Annotated in this window: 18 protein-coding genes, 1 tRNA gene and 1 pseudogene; 17 read left to right on the forward strand and 3 right to left on the reverse strand. The window is 55.5% G+C overall.

Features of this window, described 5'->3' with window-relative positions; genetic code table 11:
• The first annotated feature begins 4 nt into the window (after positions 1-4).
• The 6 genes and pseudogenes from tssF to ACR8BF_RS06005 all read left to right on the forward strand — a co-directional run bounded on the left by tssF (position 5) and on the right by ACR8BF_RS06005 (position 5,752).
• Positions 5-1,759 (forward strand): type VI secretion system baseplate subunit TssF, encoded by a 1,755-nt coding sequence (gene tssF / locus ACR8BF_RS05980; RefSeq protein ID WP_434745711.1) that lies wholly within the window; start codon positions 5-7, stop codon positions 1,757-1,759.
• Positions 1,723-2,808 (forward strand): type VI secretion system baseplate subunit TssG, encoded by a 1,086-nt coding sequence (gene tssG, locus ACR8BF_RS05985; protein WP_434745712.1) that lies wholly within the window; start codon positions 1,723-1,725, stop codon positions 2,806-2,808. Before tssF ends, tssG begins: the two co-directional genes overlap by 37 nt.
• Entirely contained in the window at positions 2,786-3,322 is a 537-nt protein-coding gene (gene tssJ, locus ACR8BF_RS05990; RefSeq protein WP_179895164.1) for a type VI secretion system lipoprotein TssJ, read from the forward strand. The genes tssG and tssJ overlap by 23 nt, the downstream gene beginning before the upstream one ends.
• Positions 3,322-3,777: a type VI secretion system baseplate subunit TssE gene (tssE, locus tag ACR8BF_RS05995; RefSeq protein WP_434745713.1), complete on the forward strand. Its 456-nt coding sequence runs from the start codon at positions 3,322-3,324 to the stop codon at positions 3,775-3,777. Before tssJ ends, tssE begins: the two co-directional genes overlap by 1 nt.
• Positions 3,778-3,791: 14 nt before the next feature.
• Positions 3,792-4,266: pseudogene (locus ACR8BF_RS06000) on the forward strand (hypothetical protein).
• A gap of 100 nt (positions 4,267-4,366) precedes the next feature.
• Positions 4,367-5,752: a VasL domain-containing protein gene (locus ACR8BF_RS06005; RefSeq protein ID WP_434745714.1), complete on the forward strand. Its 1,386-nt coding sequence runs from the start codon at positions 4,367-4,369 to the stop codon at positions 5,750-5,752.
• Positions 5,753-5,980: 228 nt separating this feature from the next.
• Here the strand turns inward: ACR8BF_RS06005 and ACR8BF_RS06010 are convergent.
• Positions 5,981-6,055: transfer RNA gene (locus ACR8BF_RS06010), tRNA-Arg, on the reverse strand.
• A gap of 238 nt (positions 6,056-6,293) precedes the next feature.
• Positions 6,294-7,229 (reverse strand): formate/nitrite transporter family protein, encoded by a 936-nt coding sequence (locus ACR8BF_RS06015; protein ID WP_434745715.1) that lies wholly within the window; start codon positions 7,227-7,229, stop codon positions 6,294-6,296.
• A gap of 242 nt (positions 7,230-7,471) precedes the next feature.
• Between ACR8BF_RS06015 and ccmA the strand changes: the two genes are divergently transcribed.
• The 10 genes from ccmA (at position 7,472) to mlaA (ending at position 15,338) form a co-directional block, all read left to right on the forward strand.
• The gene (gene ccmA / locus ACR8BF_RS06020) at positions 7,472-8,089 is read left to right on the forward strand and encodes a cytochrome c biogenesis heme-transporting ATPase CcmA (RefSeq protein WP_434745716.1); all 618 of its coding nucleotides are present in this window, start codon (positions 7,472-7,474) and stop codon (positions 8,087-8,089) included.
• The gene (gene ccmB / locus ACR8BF_RS06025) at positions 8,089-8,748 is read left to right on the forward strand and encodes a heme exporter protein CcmB (RefSeq protein WP_003853097.1); all 660 of its coding nucleotides are present in this window, start codon (positions 8,089-8,091) and stop codon (positions 8,746-8,748) included. The genes ccmA and ccmB overlap by 1 nt, the downstream gene beginning before the upstream one ends.
• 53 nt (positions 8,749-8,801) lie before the next feature.
• Positions 8,802-9,542 carry a heme ABC transporter permease gene (locus ACR8BF_RS06030; RefSeq protein WP_434745717.1) on the forward strand — a complete coding sequence of 247 codons (741 nt, stop codon included), beginning with the start codon at positions 8,802-8,804 and terminating at the stop codon, positions 9,540-9,542.
• On the forward strand, positions 9,539-9,772 hold the full coding sequence (ccmD, locus tag ACR8BF_RS06035) for a heme exporter protein CcmD (protein ID WP_179895176.1): 234 nt from the start codon (positions 9,539-9,541) through the stop codon (positions 9,770-9,772). Before ACR8BF_RS06030 ends, ccmD begins: the two co-directional genes overlap by 4 nt.
• Complete coding sequence (gene ccmE / locus ACR8BF_RS06040; RefSeq protein WP_179895177.1) at positions 9,769-10,254, forward strand: cytochrome c maturation protein CcmE; 486 nt, start codon at positions 9,769-9,771, stop codon at positions 10,252-10,254. The genes ccmD and ccmE overlap by 4 nt, the downstream gene beginning before the upstream one ends.
• Positions 10,251-12,209: a heme lyase CcmF/NrfE family subunit gene (locus ACR8BF_RS06045; protein WP_434745718.1), complete on the forward strand. Its 1,959-nt coding sequence runs from the start codon at positions 10,251-10,253 to the stop codon at positions 12,207-12,209. Before ccmE ends, ACR8BF_RS06045 begins: the two co-directional genes overlap by 4 nt.
• Positions 12,206-12,763, forward strand: a complete 558-nt coding sequence (locus ACR8BF_RS06050; protein WP_179895179.1) for a DsbE family thiol:disulfide interchange protein — start codon at positions 12,206-12,208, stop codon at positions 12,761-12,763. The genes ACR8BF_RS06045 and ACR8BF_RS06050 overlap by 4 nt, the downstream gene beginning before the upstream one ends.
• Positions 12,760-13,212: a cytochrome c-type biogenesis protein gene (locus ACR8BF_RS06055; RefSeq protein WP_179895180.1), complete on the forward strand. Its 453-nt coding sequence runs from the start codon at positions 12,760-12,762 to the stop codon at positions 13,210-13,212. Before ACR8BF_RS06050 ends, ACR8BF_RS06055 begins: the two co-directional genes overlap by 4 nt.
• On the forward strand, positions 13,212-14,423 hold the full coding sequence (gene ccmI, locus ACR8BF_RS06060) for a c-type cytochrome biogenesis protein CcmI (RefSeq protein WP_434745719.1): 1,212 nt from the start codon (positions 13,212-13,214) through the stop codon (positions 14,421-14,423). Before ACR8BF_RS06055 ends, ccmI begins: the two co-directional genes overlap by 1 nt.
• Positions 14,424-14,573: 150 nt before the next feature.
• Complete coding sequence (mlaA, locus tag ACR8BF_RS06065) at positions 14,574-15,338, forward strand: phospholipid-binding lipoprotein MlaA (protein ID WP_179895182.1); 765 nt, start codon at positions 14,574-14,576, stop codon at positions 15,336-15,338.
• Positions 15,339-15,423: 85 nt separating this feature from the next.
• Here the strand turns inward: mlaA and fadL are convergent, their stop codons facing one another.
• Entirely contained in the window at positions 15,424-16,707 is a 1,284-nt protein-coding gene (gene fadL / locus ACR8BF_RS06070) for a long-chain fatty acid transporter FadL (RefSeq protein WP_179895183.1), read from the reverse strand.
• Positions 16,708-17,065: 358 nt separating this feature from the next.
• Between fadL and ACR8BF_RS06075 the strand changes: the two genes are divergently transcribed.
• Positions 17,066-17,362, forward strand: a complete 297-nt coding sequence (locus ACR8BF_RS06075; RefSeq protein WP_434745720.1) for a YfcZ/YiiS family protein — start codon at positions 17,066-17,068, stop codon at positions 17,360-17,362.
• The last annotated feature ends 100 nt before the right edge of the window (positions 17,363-17,462 follow it).

A 17,462-nucleotide genomic window follows, 5' to 3' on the forward strand; every position in this document is an offset into this window, starting at 1 on the left:
TACTATGGACGACTTAACCCTGCGTTATTACGACGCCGAAATGCGCTACCTGCTTGAAGCGGGTGAAGAATTTGCCCGTGCTCACCCCGAGCAGGCGGCGATGCTCAATCTTGATAAAGCGGGCGCCCGTGACCCGTATGTCGAACGCCTGTTCGAAGGCTTTGCGTTCCTGATGGGGCGTCTTCGCGAGAAGCTGGACGACGATCTGCCGGAACTGACCGAAGGGCTGGTCAGCCTGCTGTGGCCGCATTATCTGCGCACCATCCCATCGCTATCCGTAGTCGAGTTTTCTCCCGACTGGCGTGAAATGAAGGAGCCGATGCGGATAGCAAAAGGCTTCGAGGTGTATTCCCGACCTATTGGTGAGAAGGGCACCCGATGCCGTTACACCACAACAAAAGAATTCAGCCTCCAGCCGCTGTCGCTTGCGCGGGCGAGTCTGGCCACCGATCCGGATGGCCGCTCCGTCGTGACGCTGCGTTTCAGTTGCAGCAAACTGGCGGACTGGAGCCGCATTGATCTCAGCTATCTTCCTCTCTATCTCAATGCTGACGCACCGCTAGCCTGTGCCATGCACGAAGCCTTTACTATGAACGTGGCCCGGATGTGGTTGCGTCTTCCCGGAGATGTGGACAGAAGACCATTTGATGGTCACTTTACTGCGCTTGGGTTCGGTGACGACGATGCGCTGTGGCCGACGGGAAACAGCAGTTTCAGCGGCTACCAGCTGCTGCTGGAGTACTTCACGTTCCGTGAGAAATTCATGTTCAACGGGCTGCGGGGTCTGGATACCGTGGCTTTCCCGGCGGAGCTTTCCTGGTTTGAAATCGACGTGGTGCTGGCGGAACGCTGGGAGCATGACTTCAGCTTTACGGAAAAACATTTGCGTATGAACTGCGTACCGGTGATTAACCTGTTCCCGCTGGAATCAGACCCGCTGACGCTGAATTCGTTGCAGACCGAATATATGCTGCGTCCGATGCGTGTGCAGGATGGTCACACTGAGATTTACGCCGTGGATTCGGTGGTGTCATCGAGCCAGCATACCTACGTGCCGTTCTCAAGCTTCCGGCACAGAGGCGGCATGATGCGCCATGAAGCACCGGAATATTACTATCACACCCACGTACGGCGCGGTCCGTCAGGGTTGCATAACACCTGGCTTATCCTCGGCGGCGAAGCGTTTGATAATCACACCGTGCCGGAAGACGAAAGCCTGTCGCTGGCGCTGACCGGGACCAACGGGCAGTTGCCGCGCCGCGCCCTGCAGAGCACCGTTCTCGATACGGTAATGAAAACCACCTCCGCCAGTATTACCGTGCGTAATCTCTGTGCCCCAACGCTGCCCTGTTATCCGCCAGCCCAGGACCGTTTTCACTGGCGTGTGCTGAGCCATCTTGGCAGCAGTTTTCTTTCGATGATGGATAACGCGGAAGTGCTGCGTGGGACGCTGGCGCTGTATGAGTGGACTAACAGCGAGATGAACCGCCGTCGCCTCGAAGCCATCATTGAGGTTAAACACAGCGAAACCGAGCGCTTTGAGCAGGGCTATCTGGTCCGTGGCGTACAGATTGAGGTGACGCTCGACAGCCATGGCTTTGCCGGGCGCGGCGACATCTGTCTGTTTGGTGAAATGCTGAGCCGCTTCTTTGCCCTCTATACCGATATCTATCTGTTTAACCGTCTGATTATCATTTTGCAACCAACCGGAGAGCGCCTGGAATGGGAAGAGAAGCACAATCGCCGCATTCCCGGCTGACCCCGCGACTGGAAGCCGACCTGCACCGCATTAACTTTTACCGCTTCTGCCAGCTGCTGGAGAAACGCAATCCGGGCAGACCGCTGATGGGTTCAACCAGCCATCCGGCTGATGACCCGGTGCGTTTTGCCCCGCATCCGGGAATGGGCTTTCCGGCCAGTGAGCTGAAGGCCGTCGAATACGACGAGGATGACGACCGTAAATCGCCGGTTGTTCGCACCACTTTTATGGGCATGTACGGCGTCGATTCACCATTACCGACAGTCTATCTCGATGACATCACGCTGCGCACGGAAGGGCACGAGGCGCTGCAGAGTTTTCTCGATATCTTCAGCCACCGCGTTCTGACGCAGTTTTACCGCATCTGGCGTAAATACTCTTACCCGGCAAGCTTCGAGCCCGGCGGGACTGACAGTATTTCACAGTCGCTGCTGGGCCTGGTAGGACTCGGCATTCCCGGAACGGCGAAAAATATCGCCACTCCAGTCTCGCGATTTCTGGCACTGCTTGGTGTGTTACAGCAGCCCGGAAAAACCCAGCAGGGGATGCAGGCACTAGTCAGTTTGCTGGCGCCGCATACCCGGGTACAGGTCAGTCCGTATTGTCTGCGCCCAGTAGAAATCAGCCAGCCGCTGGGCTTTTACGGCGATGAGGATTTTCTGCTGGACGGCAACACGCTGCTCGGTGAGGAAGCGATGGATGCCAACAGTCAGCTGCTGATTGCACTCTCGACAGAAGATGAAAAAGAGTCGCAGGGCTGGAAACCGGACGGTCTGCTGTACCAGGATTTTCTGGTGATGCTGCGGGTCTATCTGGGCTGGCGCTTTAAGGCAAAAATCACCCTGACCACCAGTATCCGTCTGCTGGCCGCGCCGCCTCTGGGCGAAGGCCCGTTCTGGCTCGGCATGAATGGCGTGCTGGGCGCAGAAGAAGGGGAGCTGGCGGACGATATTCCGCAAACCTTTACCACAGAACTGGGTTATTACATGGGGCTGGAGCCCGCCACACCACAACAAGGAAACCGATGTGTTACGTACAAGTTTGATTAAATCCACATGCTGCCTTCTGGCACTCAGCCTGACCGGCTGTGGCGTAACGCAGGATATCTCTGATGGCACCAAATCGGCCTACACAGCCATTTTCTACAAGAAGATAAAGTTGCTGCACCTGGACTTCACGGCCCGCGAAGCCCTGAACACGGATGCCCGTGAAAGCAACGCGTTATCCGAATCCGTTATGGTTCGTGTCTACCAGCTCAAAGACCGCAAAACCTTCGACAAAACGGTTTATCAGCAGCTCCTTAAAGATGGCGACACTATTCTGAAAGACGACCTGCTGGCGACGCGCGATGTGGTGGTGAAACCGGGCGGTGATGCGAACCTGGATATGCCGATGGAAACCGATGCGCAGTTCGTGGCCGTAGTAGGACTGTTCCGCCATCCGGATATGGTCAACAACACCTGGAAGCTGGTTATCCAGCGTGACGACCTGGATCCGGATAAGCCGCGTATTCTGGAAGCCGGGAATAACCATCTGACGCTGCAACCATTGAAGGATGACTAATGCCCCAGGGACATCACACGCCGTCGCTGTATGAAATGCTCACCGGCCATTTTACCGGCGGGCTTCCTCTGCAACAGGTCAATGAACAAAACCAGGTCATCCTCTCAGTGCTCGACAACATGCAGCGCATTCTCAACTGCCGCGCTGGGACGCTGGCGCATCTTCCTGATTACGGCTTGCCGGATATGACCAAAATTTTACAGGGGATGCCGGGTACCGCCCATGAGCTGATGGGGACCCTGTCTGAGTTGCTGCTGAAATATGAGCCCCGCCTGAAAAAAATAGCGGTCGTTCTGCTGGGGCAGAACGTTCCCGGTGAACTGCGCTACGCCATTGATGCTGAGCTGAAGGGCATTGGCTTCGTGCGCTATGGAACCGAGTTTATGCCGGAAGGGCGTGTTCTCCTGCGACATCTTAAGCAACAACAGTATCTTGACACAACAACCCGTCTGTAAGGCCAGATAACACCCTGTCAGTAAAATCACAGTTCCTCAAAAAACTGCAGGCCAGACAGTCTGCCCCGGTCTCGTTTGCCAGCAAGACTCAGGCCGATATTGCAGACTTTCGCCTGCGAATAACGCAGCTTCAGGAACAGATGGACATGTGGCTGGTGGATACCGGACTAAGTGTGGAGGCGTTCACGGCATCCGTCACGGACCTGCTGGTGGAGGGCGGGGCTTTTGATATTTCCGGTATCGTCCTGCGTGTCGACAACCGGGCCGTAAAGTTTGTGCCGGTATTTTTGTACGGCCAGGGCATGACCGGATGCATGGAGGTGACCTTTCATGATGGAGGTAATGTGACGTCACTGGGACGTTTGTTCATGCGGTCAGGTACCACGAACAACTGGATCTTTACTCCTCCATGTACATACATTATCTCGCCCTGAGCAGCGTTTTGATGAAAGTACATTTTTTAGTTTGATCCTAACGCTTCTGCCATAGTTGCGGATATTGCAGTACCTGTCTCCTTGAATATGCAGAAAGCGAAGCTGCTAAACGATAACCTTCAATAGTTCCTGATACGCCAAATGGACGACTGGTCATGAATGACATCAACCCGCGAAAAATTAAAACCGGTGGGGACCCCAGAGCGCTTCCGGATTATGCCGCCTTGCGTGGTGAGCTGAGTAAGCTGACACATCCGGCTCGCCCGGATGTGAACTGGCATTATGTCGAAAAACTCTGCCTCTCACTGTTTGAGCAGAACGGTGTGGAACTGCAAACGGCGGCCTGGTATACGCTTGCGCGTACGCAGCTGGCCGGCTTATTCGGGCTCAATGAAGGGCTGACGATACTCGAGGCCCTGATAAGCCATCAGTGGGGGGCGCTATGGCCTCAGCTAGTCCATGCCCGCATGGAAATCCTCAGCAGTCTGAGCCAGCGCCTGCATCAACGGATGCGTTCGCTCCCGCTGAATTACAGTGACCTTAGCCAGTTGTACCGTGCGGAGCAACTGCTTACAGGTCTGGAAGCGGTATTGCAGCGCCTGGAGCTAAAACATCTCAGCCAGCTCGATACGTTGCGTACCCTGATGTACAGCAGTGCTGTCCGGCTGGAAAACAGCGATGGCATTACCCGTACCGGATCGACCATTCAGCCAGGTATTGTGTTGCCTGCCACCGTGATGAATGATGCGACAGCATCCACGAGAGACTTTGCTGGTGAACCGGATGAAGATACGCCAGAGAGTGCAGTGAAGTGGGTTTACGTTGCGCAACCGGAACCGCAGCCAAATGTGGAAGTGCTGTTGACAAAGCCTGCTCCGGTTAAAAAGTGGAAATCCTTCGCTGCTGGCATGTGTACCATGTTGGTGGTAAACGTTGCGTCAATGTGGGGCTGGCAGCATTTTCACCAGCCTGACCCGCTACAGACGAAACTTACAGCCTCACTGATGCCATTTCCTCCACCTATTACGCCTGAACAGCTGAATATATTGCGTCAGCATACTCCGTTACCGCAGAACCTTATCGCCCAGACACAGCAGCAGCTCGCCCGGCTGGATAAATTGCCTCCTGACTGGGATATTGCATACGGCAGAAAACTCATCGAACAGGTTCAGGCATTGTGGCCGGAGCAGGCAAAGTCCCTGTTACAACAGTGGCAGCAACAGCTTAATGCAGCCGCATTACCAGCAGAACAGCTTAATGGCTGGTATCTGGGAATGACCACGTTACAAAAGCTGAGTGACCGGCTGAACGGACTGGATGAGCAGAAAGGTAAGTACATAACGGTCAGTGAGCTGAAGTCAGTGGTTTTTACGGCTATGCAGTCTTTTAATCAATCAATCCCTGCTGAAGAGCAATTACGGATATTGTCACAAAAGCCATCAGGCGAACCTTTACCCGCTGCTGCCACAGTTCAACTGGAGATGCATCTGAAGCAACTGACTGCCCGCTATGCAGAAATAAAACAGCATGCGTTAAAATAAAAAAGATATTCGAGGGATATGTCTGCCGCCCGTAATCCAGATCTGACAGGTAATGCTCACAACTCATTGACTGATATTCATTGATTTATCTGAACAAGATAGCGCGTGTTTTAAAATGATTGTGAGTTATTGAGCAGATAAAGGGCGAAGAATATAGCCGTTGTGAATAACTTCTTGTTGATTGTAAAGGATTTTAATTGACTGGGCGGGTTCAGTATAGTGTGAGCCTGGTGTCCCCTGCAGGAATCGAACCTGCAACTAGCCCTTAGGAGGGGCTCGTTATATCCATTTAACTAAGAGGACAGCGGCGTGCAGTATAGCGAAACAGTCCTGAAGATTCACCAGGCTGCCGCGCGTTTGCTCATTCTGCCAGCAATCCCGATATTGCGCTCGCTGCTGTCGCGGGCGAATCGCTGAAATCCGCTCACGCTGAAAATGAAGCTTCCCCACATGCTGCAGCCAGGTTCTCAATGTTACCTATTCAGCCAGGATGCCCGAAGGCAGACAAAGCAGTCACATCTGCTCTGTCTGCCTTTGCCGTTTACTCCGCCTCTTCCTTCTCTTCACGCTGGCGGCGTTTCTCCTGCTTCTTCTTCTCAGCCTTCGCTTTCGCCACGGCCGCTTCACTCATATCATTACGGATCTGCGCGTGGCTGATCAGCGCAAAAATCAGCGTGCCGCCGGTAATGTTGCCCAGTAAGGTCGGCAGGGCAAAAGGCCAGAAGAATTCATGCCAGCTGATGCTGCCGTTAAACACCAGATAGAGCACTTCCACCGAGCCCACCACGATATGCGCCAGATCGCCCAGCGCAACCAGCCAGGTCATCATCACAATCACTAGTAGTTTGGCGCCGCCCGCCGAGGGAAACATCCAGACCATGGTGGCGATAATCCAGCCGGAAATCACTGCATTGGCAAACATCTCACCGGGGGTGTTTTCCATTACTTTCATACTGATGCTGGTAAAGGCCTGACGGGTGGCCTCGTCAAATATCGGCATCTCATTGAATGCCAGCGCACCCAGTGCCGTGCCGATCAGGTTACCCAGTAAGACGATGCCCCATAACCGTAACAGCAGAACGCCATTACTCCAGGTCGGTTTGTGCATTATCGGTAACACGGCTGTTACGGTGTTTTCTGTAAACAGTTGCTGGCGCGCCATAATGACGATAACAAAACCAAAGGTATAACCGAGGTTTTCCAGCAGGAATGCGCCCGGTACGCCATCCAGATGTACATGGAATATCCCCTTAGCCATCAGCGAGGCGCTCATGGATAAGCCGGCCGCAATAGCTGACCAGAGCAGCGCCATGCCGTCGCGCTCCAGCTCCTTTTCGCCGTCCTGGCGAATCTCTTCATGAATTGCAGCAGCGCGGGAGGGTAAAGCCTCTTCATCAACTTCGATGTCAGTGCCCTTGTCCTTCTCTTCGCTTTCTACGTCGTTAGGACCCTGTTCATTACCTGATGAAGGCTTCATATTTTCTCCTGGTGATAGTGCTGTAACGTTATAAGCGTAGCCGTTTTTTATTTGTCGGAAATGTAACGGCCGATGCGAATAAGCGTAACAACGTTTTTCGGAACTGCATTTTTATTCCGACTACTGCTGATACCGCACGAATAATCCCTCACCAGCCAAACTGAGCGCTGGCTCACACTTCGGCCCACAGCAACATTGTGGTAATATCCCGGCCACTTTTAGCTGGTGCGACTCCCCCCTGAATGCTGGAAATCATTACACTCACTTGTGCATACGACGAACGGTCGCTGTTCCAGCGGCTCTCATTTCACGTATCCGCAGGTGACATTGTGCAGATTGAAGGCCCCAATGGTGCCGGTAAGACCTCGTTATTGCGCCTGCTGGCTGGCCTGAGCCGTCCGGAAGAGGGTGAAATACGCTGGCAGCATCAACCGATTTTACGGCAGCGCGAGGCCTGGCATCAGGCGATGCTCTATCTGGGCCATCAACCCGGTGTCAAAGGCGTGCTCACGCCGCTGGAAAATCTGCGCTTTTACCATCCCGATTGCAGGGATGCGCAGATTTTTTCTGCGCTGGAAAGCGTCGATCTCACTGGCGATGAAGAGGTGCCGGTCAGCCGGTTGTCGGCAGGGCAGCAGCGTCGTGTGGCGCTGGCGCGGCTGTGGCTTAGCCAGGCCCGCATCTGGATTCTCGACGAGCCACTGACCGCCATCGACAAAGCGGGCATTGAAAAAATAATGGCGAAATTCGTCAGGCATGCCGATAACGGCGGTGCAGTGATCCTGACCACCCATCAGGATCTGCCTGTAGAGGCAGCGCGGGTGCGTAAAATTCGCCTCGGCGACGTGGAGGCAGACTGATGCTGTTTCGCCTCATCCAGCGTGAACTGCGCATCGCCTTTCGCGGCGGTGCGGATGTCGTTAATCCACTCTGGTTTTTCCTGATCGTCATTACCCTGTTTCCGTTGGGTATCGGACCGGACCCCCAACAGCTGGCGCGCATTGCACCGGGCGTTGCCTGGGTTGCCGCACTGCTGGCGTCGCTGCTGGCGCTGGAGCGGCTGTTTCGTGATGACTTCAGCGATGGCTCGCTGGAGCAGCTGGTGTTGCTGCCGACGCCGCTGCCGGTGACAGTTATCGGCAAGGTGGTGGCGCACTGGCTGGTCACGGGTGTGCCGCTGATTATCCTGTCACCGTTGGCCGCGCTGCTGCTGTCGCTGGATTTTAACGGCTGGCGGGCAATGGCTCTGACGCTGCTGCTCGGCACGCCAACGCTGAGTTTCCTCGGTGCGATTGGCGTGGGTCTGACAGTGGGATTACGGCGCGGCGGCGTGCTGCTGAGCCTGCTGGTATTACCGCTGGCTATTCCGGTATTGATCTTCGCCAGTGCGGCGATGGAGGCGGCCAGTCAGGGGCTTCCGATTGGCGGCTATCTGGCAATCCTCGGCGCTATGTTGGTGGGCAGCGCTACGCTCGCGCCGTTTGCCACGGCGGCGGCGCTAAGAATTACGTTGCAGTAACCGCGCGTAAAAGACGCGGCAACACTCTTTTATCGTTAATGTGAGCATTTGATATGTGGAAAGCGTTACATCAGCTGGCCAGGCCCGAACGGCTCTATCAGTTTTCGGGGCCACTGGTTCCGTGGTTCGCCATCGCCGGGCTGGCGGCGTTGCTGCTGGGCTGGGTCTGGGGATTTGGCTTTGCACCCGCTGACTATCAGCAGGGCGACAGTTTCCGCATCATGTACATTCATGTACCCGCCGCGATGTGGTCGATGGGCATCTATGCTTCGATGGCTATCGCCGCCTTTATCGGCCTGGTGTGGCAGATGAAAATGGCCGATCTGATCTCTGCCGCCATGGCTCCGGTGGGCGCGGTCTTTACCTTTATTGCGCTGGTCACCGGCTCTGCATGGGGCAAGCCCATGTGGGGTACCTGGTGGATCTGGGATGCCCGACTCACGTCAGAGCTGGTGCTGCTGTTCCTCTATATGGGCGTGATTGCGCTTTATCACGCTTTTGATGACCGCCGTACCGCAGGCCGGGCTGCGGGTATTCTGATTCTGGTCGGCGTGGTCAATCTGCCGATCATTCACTTTTCAGTACAGTGGTGGAACACCCTCCATCAGGGCTCGTCAGGCATTCTCCAGCAGGCGATTGCGCCGGTCATGCGCACGCCGCTGCGCTGGGCAATCCTCGGTTATCTGTTGCTGTTTGTCACGCTGACCCTGATGCGGTTGCGCAACCTGATTCTGTTAACCGAACGCCATCGTCCCTGGGCGATTGATGTGGCGAAGCGGGGGGAACAGGCATGACTCCAGCCTTTTCCTCCTGGCACGCCTTCTTTGCGATGGGAGGCTACGCCTTCTACGTGTGGCTTGCGGTTACCTGCACGTTGCTTCCACTTGTCGGCCTCACTCTGCATACCCTGTTGCTGCGCCGACGCCTGCTGGCTGAGATCCGCCAGCGCGATGCGCGGGAACGCCGTATCCGGGCGGCGAAATCTAAAAAAGCCGCGGCTGAAGCGGCAGGAGAGACAGTGTGAATACCCGTCGACGCAACCGCCTCTATGCCGCAGTGGCCATTCTGCTCGGCCTCGGTCTGGCCACCGCGCTGGTGATGTATGCACTGCGCTCAAACATCGATCTCTTCTATACCCCTGGCGAAATCCTCTACGGCAAAGGTCAGGCGCACGAGAAGCCTGAAGCGGGACAGCGGCTGCGCGTGGGTGGCATGGTCATGCCGGGCAGTGTCCGGCGCGATCCGAAAACGCTGGCGGTCTCGTTCAAACTTTATGATGCGCGCGGCGTGGTCAGCGTCAGTTTCGAAGGCATCCTGCCAGACCTGTTCCGTGAAGGGCAGGGTGTCGTGGCGCAGGGCGTGCTGGCGGCGGGCAATCAGGTGATCGCCAAAGAAGTGCTGGCGAAACATGATGAGAAATATACGCCGCCGGAGATTGAAGATGCGATGAAGAGTAATCACACCGGCCCGCAGTCGCTTTATCAGGCGGGAAATAAATCATCATGATGCCCGAAATTGGTACCTTTCTACTCTGCCTGGCGCTGGGTCTCTCCCTGTTGCTGAGCAGCTATCCGCTGTGGGGCGCAGTGCGCCAGGATGCCCGCCTGATGGCGATGGCGCGTCCGCTGGCCAGCGGTCTGTTTGTCTGTATTGCGGCGGCTTTTGCGCTGCTGGTCTGGGCCTTTATCAGTAACGATTTTACCGTTGCCTATGTCGTCACAAACTCCAACAGCCTGCTGCCGGTTTATTATCGCATCGCCGCCACCTGGGGCGCGCATGAAGGATCGTTGCTGTTGTGGGTGTTGCTGCTGAGCACCTGGACACTGGCAGTGGCGATATTCAGTCGCGGTATGCCGCAGGATGCGCTGGCCCGTGTGCTGGCGGTGATGGGAATGATCAATCTCGGCTTCCTGCTGTTTATCCTGCTGACCTCTAATCCGTTTGGCCGCACGCTGCCGGACTTCCCGATAGACGGCCATGACCTGAATCCGATGCTGCAGGATATCGGCCTGATTTTCCATCCACCGCTGCTCTATATGGGTTACGTCGGTTTTTCAGTGGCGTTCGCCTTTGCCATCGCCTCACTGATGGCTGGCCGGCTGGATACCGCCTGGGCGCGCTGGTCACGTCCCTGGACGACTGCGGCCTGGGTCTTTCTGACCATCGGTATCGTACTTGGCTCTGCGTGGGCCTATTACGAACTGGGCTGGGGCGGCTGGTGGTTCTGGGACCCGGTTGAAAATGCGTCGTTCATGCCGTGGCTGGCGGGTACCGCCCTGATGCACTCGCTGGCGGTCACTGAAAAGCGTGGCACCTTTAAGGCATGGACCGTGCTGCTGGCGATTACCGCCTTTTCGCTGAGCCTGCTGGGGACGTTCCTGGTGCGATCCGGGGTACTGGTGTCGGTGCATTCCTTTGCTTCCGATCCGGCGCGAGGCATGTTCATCCTCGCGTTTCTGGTAATTGTCATCGGCAGCTCGCTGCTGCTCTACGCCATCAAAGGCGGGCAGGTGCGTGGCCGGGTACAGAATGAAACCTGGTCGCGCGAATCGTTTTTGCTGGGCAATAACGTGCTGCTGATTGCTGCGATGCTGGTGGTCCTGCTCGGCACGCTGTTGCCGCTGATTCACAAGCAACTGGGACTGGGCAGCATTTCGGTGGGCGAGCCGTTCTTCAACACGATGTTCAGCTGGCTGATGGCGCCGTTTGCGCTGCTGATGGGAATCGGTCCGCTGGTGCGCTGGCGTCGCGATGAGCCGCAGAAGCTGGCAAAACGGCTGGCGCTGGCGCTGATCGTGACCCTGGCCTGTTCCGTCATCATTCCCTGGTGGCTGCAGGATCGCATTGAAGCAATGACCGTAGTTGGCCTGCTGATGTCACTCTGGATTATCGTGCTGACGCTGCTGGAGCTGCATGAGCGCGCCACCCATCGTCATCCGTTCTTAGTGGGTTTACGTCACCTGTCACGCAGCCACTGGGGCATGGTGCTGGGCCATCTGGGTGTGGGTGTAACGGTAATTGGGATCGCGTTCAGCACGCAGTACAGCGTGGAACGCGATGTAAGGATGAAGGCGGGCGATAGCGTCGATATTCATCACTATCACTTTGTCTTCCGGGGCGTGCAGAATCTGCAGGGGCCTAATTATAGCGGTGGCATGGGCATTATTGATGTGACCCGCAACGGCAAACATGAAGCGACGCTGCAGGCAGAAAAACGCTTTTATACGGCTGCCCGCACCATGATGACCGAAGCAGCGATCGATGGCGGTTTCAGCCGCGATCTCTACGCGGCGCTGGGCGAAGAGCTGGAAGATGGTGGCTGGGCCGTGCGCATTTACTACAAACCCTTTGTCCGCTGGATTTGGTTTGGCGGCGCGCTGATGGCGCTGGGCGGGCTCTTCTGCCTGTGTGATCCCCGTTACCGTTCGCGTAAAAAAGCGGAACCGGAGGCGCGGCCATGAACAAGAAAATCCTGTTTATACCTCTGATGCTGTTTCTGCTGCTGGCGGCGGCGCTGCTGTGGCAGCTGACCCGTAATGCCGATGGTGACGATCCGACCCGTCTCGAATCCGCGCTGATTGGCAAACCGGTACCGTTGTTCCGGCTGGAAGCACTGGATCAGCCAGGCAAAATCTACGACCAGCGCGTACTGACCGATGGCAAACCGATACTGCTGAACGTCTGGGCGACCTGGTGCCCGACCTGCCGCGCCGAACATCAGTATCTGAATACGCTGGCGGAGCAGGGCATTCGCGTGGTCGGATTGAACTACAAAGACGATCGTCAAAAAGCAGTGAACTGGCTGAACACACTGGGCAACCCCTACGCGCTGAGCCTTTATGATGGCAACGGCATGCTGGGCCTGGATCTCGGCGTCTATGGCGCGCCGGAAACCTTCCTGATCGACGGTAAAGGGATTATCCGTTATCGCCACGCGGGCGATTTGAATGCGCGCGTCTGGGATCAGGAAGTGAAACCCTTGTGGATGAAATACAGTGCGGAGGCGGGATCATGAGAACGCTGTTACTGCTCTGCGGTCTGCTGTTCAGCATCAACCTGTGGGCGACTATCGACACGCTGCAATTTGACTCGGTGGCGCAGGAAGAGCAATACCGCGATCTGACGGCTTCACTGCGCTGTCCGAAATGCCAGAACAACAGCATCGCCGACTCGAACGCCATGATTGCCGCCGACATGCGGTTGAAAGTCTATCAACTGATGAAGCAGGGGCAGAGTCGCCAGCAGATTGTTGACTACATGGTGGCACGCTATGGCAACTTCGTCAGCTACTCGCCACCGGTGACGCCTTCAACCGTGATTCTTTGGGCTGGCCCGGCGCTGTTTGCGCTGCTGGGCGGCGTGGTAATCATCCTGCGCAGCCGTCAGCGTAAAACCCGCAGTGAGCTGGATGAAGATGAGCAACAGCGTCTTAATGCGCTACTGAAGTCAGACAGGAAGCCGTAATGAGTGCATTTTGGATCACCCTTTTTCTGTTACTTCTGGCCGCCTGCACACTCTTTCTGGCGTCGGGATGGCGGCAACGTCAGGCCAGCGCAGGCGATCGCGATCGCCTTAATCAGCGTTTCTACCATCAGCGTGTAGAGGAGCTGGCGCAGGATGAAGAGCAGGGCGTTGTCACTGAGCGACCGCTGATGGAGCAGGAATTACAGCAGACGCTGCTGGCAGATATTCCGCCGGCACAGACGATGCAGTTACACAGCAGCAGCCGCTGGATTTTGCTGCCAGGCCTGATCGTGCTGATTGCGGTATCGCTGGGGACTTATCTGAAAACCGGAGGACTGGCGCAATTCACCGGCTGGATGCAGGTGCAGCAGGCGTATCCTGAGCTGCGTGCCCGACTGATGGACCCTGGTGCTAAACCGCTTAGCATGGAAGAGCTGGCACGTTTACAGCTCGGATTGCGTACCGCGTTGCAGACTGAACCGGATAATCTGGCCGACTGGACGATGCTGGGGCGGCTCGGCATGGTGCTGAATAATGCGGAGATCGCCAGCCAGGCATTTGAGCATGCCTTACAGCTGGCCCCCAACGATCTGGCACTGAAGCAGGATTATGCAGAAGTCCTGACGCGATCCCCTGATCCGCAGGATAATCGTCAGGCGTTACTGCTGCTGCAATCATTGCTGAAAGCCGATCCGCAAAATCTGCGGACGCTGAGCCTGCTGGCATTTAATGCCTATGGCCAGCAGCAATACGATCAGGCTATCGACGCATGGCAGACTCTTTTAAGACTGTTGCCTGCCGATGATAAGCGGTACGCGATGATCGCCCGCAGCATTGAAAAGGCAAAAAGTGAGGCAGGGCAGCAGAGTCGTCAGCTGGCGCTGACCGTGACGCTGACACCAAAGGCAGAAAAAATGTTACCGCCGGACGGAGTGTTGTATATTTCGGTTTCTGACGGAAATTCACCCGTGCCGGTGGCGGTTAAGCGGATGCCGCTTAGCCACTTCCCGCTGTCGCTGACGCTGGATGACAGTAACGCCATGATGCCGGATCGTCTGCTTTCGGCACAGCATCAGGTGGAGGTTCGGGTACGAATCTCCCGCGATGGCAGCGCGAATCCGCAGCCGGGTGACTGGCTGGGGCTGAGCGCCGTAACGCCCTGGGATGGGCATCAGTCAATCGCGGTAGAGATCAATAAGCAGCTTCCCTGAACGTAAAAATTGATAACGTTAATAATGATGCGTGCCATTGCCTCCTGCCTCTGGCACAAAGTCAGCTATGCTCATCGGGTAAGCCGGTTCGACACCGGGCTGTGACCTGAACGATGGGTAGACCTTTTTCATCCGCACAGGGAGATTGGAATGAATTATCGCCTGACCAGCCTGGCTGTGGCCAGCGTCCTTCTGGTGGGTTGTGCCAGTTCAAAGCCGGCGAATAGCGATCCTGCTCAGCGCAGCGATCCGTTCGAAGGCTTTAACCGCACGATGTTTAACTTTAACTATAACGTGCTGGATCCGTATGTATTGCGTCCGGTTGCTGTGGCCTGGCGTGATTATGTGCCGGTCCCGGCACGCACCGGCCTGAGCAATTTCCTCGGCAACCTGGAAGAGCCTGCCAGCATGGTCAATGCCATCCTTGTCGGTGACGGACGTGACGCGGGTATTCACTTCACCCGTTTCTTCCTGAACAGCGTGCTGGGTCTGGGCGGTTTCATTGACGTTGCTGGTAAAGCGAATCCGGAACTGGCGCGTGAAGAACCGCACCGTTTCGGGACGACGCTGGGCCATTACGGCGTTGGCTATGGCCCTTATGTTGAACTGCCCGCTTACGGTAGCTTCACGGTGCGTCAGGATGGCGGCGACTACGTCGATACGCTTTATCCCATCCTCGGCTGGCTGACCTGGCCAATGTCGATTGGTAAATGGACGCTTGAAGGGATTGAGACCCGCGCGCAGCTGCTGGATTCCGATGCGATCCTGAAACAGCAGAGCGATCCGTACGCCTTTATCCGAAACGCCTACTTCCAGCGTCACGACTTCCTGGCGCGCGGCGGTAAGCTCAAGCCGGAAGACAATCCTAACGCCGCCGCGATTCAGGATGACCTGAAAGATATCGACGCGCAGTAAATGCATGCTCTCTGAGCCAGCCAGCGTCCGCAGCCACGAAAAAGGGCGACTCATCCGAGTCGCCCTTTTTGATCCTGCTCGCCAGTCAGAACTTGTAGTTAAAGTTCGCGCCGTAGAGCCAGGCTTTGCCTTCAGAGGTAAAGGTATAAGGACCTTCTTTCACGGTTACTTTCTGTCCATGCATATAAGAAACACCTAAATCGACCGAAGCATCATCGTTAAAGGCATAAGACGTACCGGCACTCAGCCATAAACGATCCTGGTCAGGAATAGAGATTGAACGCTTATCAGCCGGCACCGGGCTGTCATCAAACGCGATACCGGTACGGAACGTCCAGTTCTTGTCGTAGGAATAGGTGGTGCCCAGCGCAATGCGGTACGCATCGTGGAAGCTTTCATCTTTATAGAACAGCGTCTGGCCGTTTGAACCGGTCGCTTTCAGCTCCTGGAACTGGCTCCAGCTGGTGTACGCCATGCTGTAGTGAACCGCCCACTGCGGTGCCACTTTATGCCAGCCCGACACTTCCCACATCTCTGGCAGATTCAGGGTTAACGCGCCCGGAACGGTAGTGCCGTTGGTGCCAAAAGGTACGCCTGACACTTGCGGATTATTCACCGCATTCAGCCGGGAGGAGAGATTACTTTTGTAATCGCCATCGAAATCGACTTTCACTTCTGAACGATAGGTAAAGCCGAAGCGGTTATTTTCATCCACTTCATACAGGATGCCAGCATTCCAGCCGTAGCCCCACTCATCACCTTTCAGATGAGCCACCTGGGTATCAGCCGGAACCCCCAGCCTTGCACCTGACTCACCCGCATAGCGTTCAATCTTGGCTTTGGCATAAACGGCATCAAAACCGACACCCACGCTGAAATGTTCATTAAAGCGGTAGGCGGTACTGAGATTTAAATTGCCGGTCATCAGGTCGGTTTTACCACCATAGCCGCCTGCGGTATAACCATTATTAAACTCTGTTGCTAAGCCGTAATTTGACGTTGCGGACGCCCCAATCCACCACTGATCGTTGATAGGCTGAACGTAATGAATATTGGGGACCCACTGATTCGGGGCAATATTATTGGCATCCAGACTGCGGCCACTGGGACTGCGACCACTGATGTTGACATCCGGCGCAATATACACCGCCCCGAGTGAAAATTCCGGGCGATCCATTAACGCCATTGTGGCCGGGTTACGGCTGGCTGACGCCGCCGTATCGCCCATTGCCCCTTCGCCTGAATATGCGCGACCTAAACCAATCGTTGAGAATTCATTTAACTGAAATCCAGCTGCGTAAACGTGTGAAGAGACAAGCGCCACTGCAGCCGCCACGGCTGACTTTGCAAACAGGTTTTTATGGTTCATGACCACAACCTCATGTGAATTATTATTTAACGCTATAACGTCGCGTAACAAAGGACGGCGGATTGTAGGGACTGATGTAAAGCGCACATATCAGACCAGTGCGGAGAGTATAGGTCCGACCTGTGTGCATGTTGCAATATTGTTTTTAAAATATTTCAGGGTTGATCGCTTAAAATTCGATCTGCTTAACAAAACAGCCCCGATTCTGCACAGCATACCGATTCCAGTTTGTTCTGGATCAATTTTTATTGTGATATTCGTCACTTAGCGCCATGCGCGTGGCGCATTTTTCAGCCAGCAGGTAAAATTTCGACGATAAAATCGCGTAACCCGCCAGATTACTGGTCAGGAGAATGAAATGACTGATGCCATTAAAAAATGCAGTGCGACCGAAACCGCAGCCTGTTGTTGTGTTGATGTGGGCACAGTAATGGATAACACCGATTGCACCGCCAGCTGGTCGGAGTGGTTTGCTCAGCGTGCGGATGCTGAAACTAAATTAGCGCAACTCACACAGCGCGCGCGTGAGGTAGAGTCAGAACCTTGCCTGATTGAATCGCGCTTCAGCGAAGTGAATCAGGGTGTAGAGCTGGATATCGATTTCACCTTCAGCTGCCAGGCTGAAACCATGATTTTTCAGCTCGGTTTGCGTTAAGTCCCAAAGCGCTGCGTTAATGCGGCGTTTTTCATTTTCGTGTTTCCCTTCGCACTTTTTCTCTTCCGATATTGGCGGCTCACCCGCTTGTGGTTAACAC

It is taken from the genome of Candidatus Pantoea rara, from assembly GCF_051136265.1.
GTDB lineage: Bacteria > Pseudomonadota > Gammaproteobacteria > Enterobacterales > Enterobacteriaceae > Pantoea > Pantoea rara.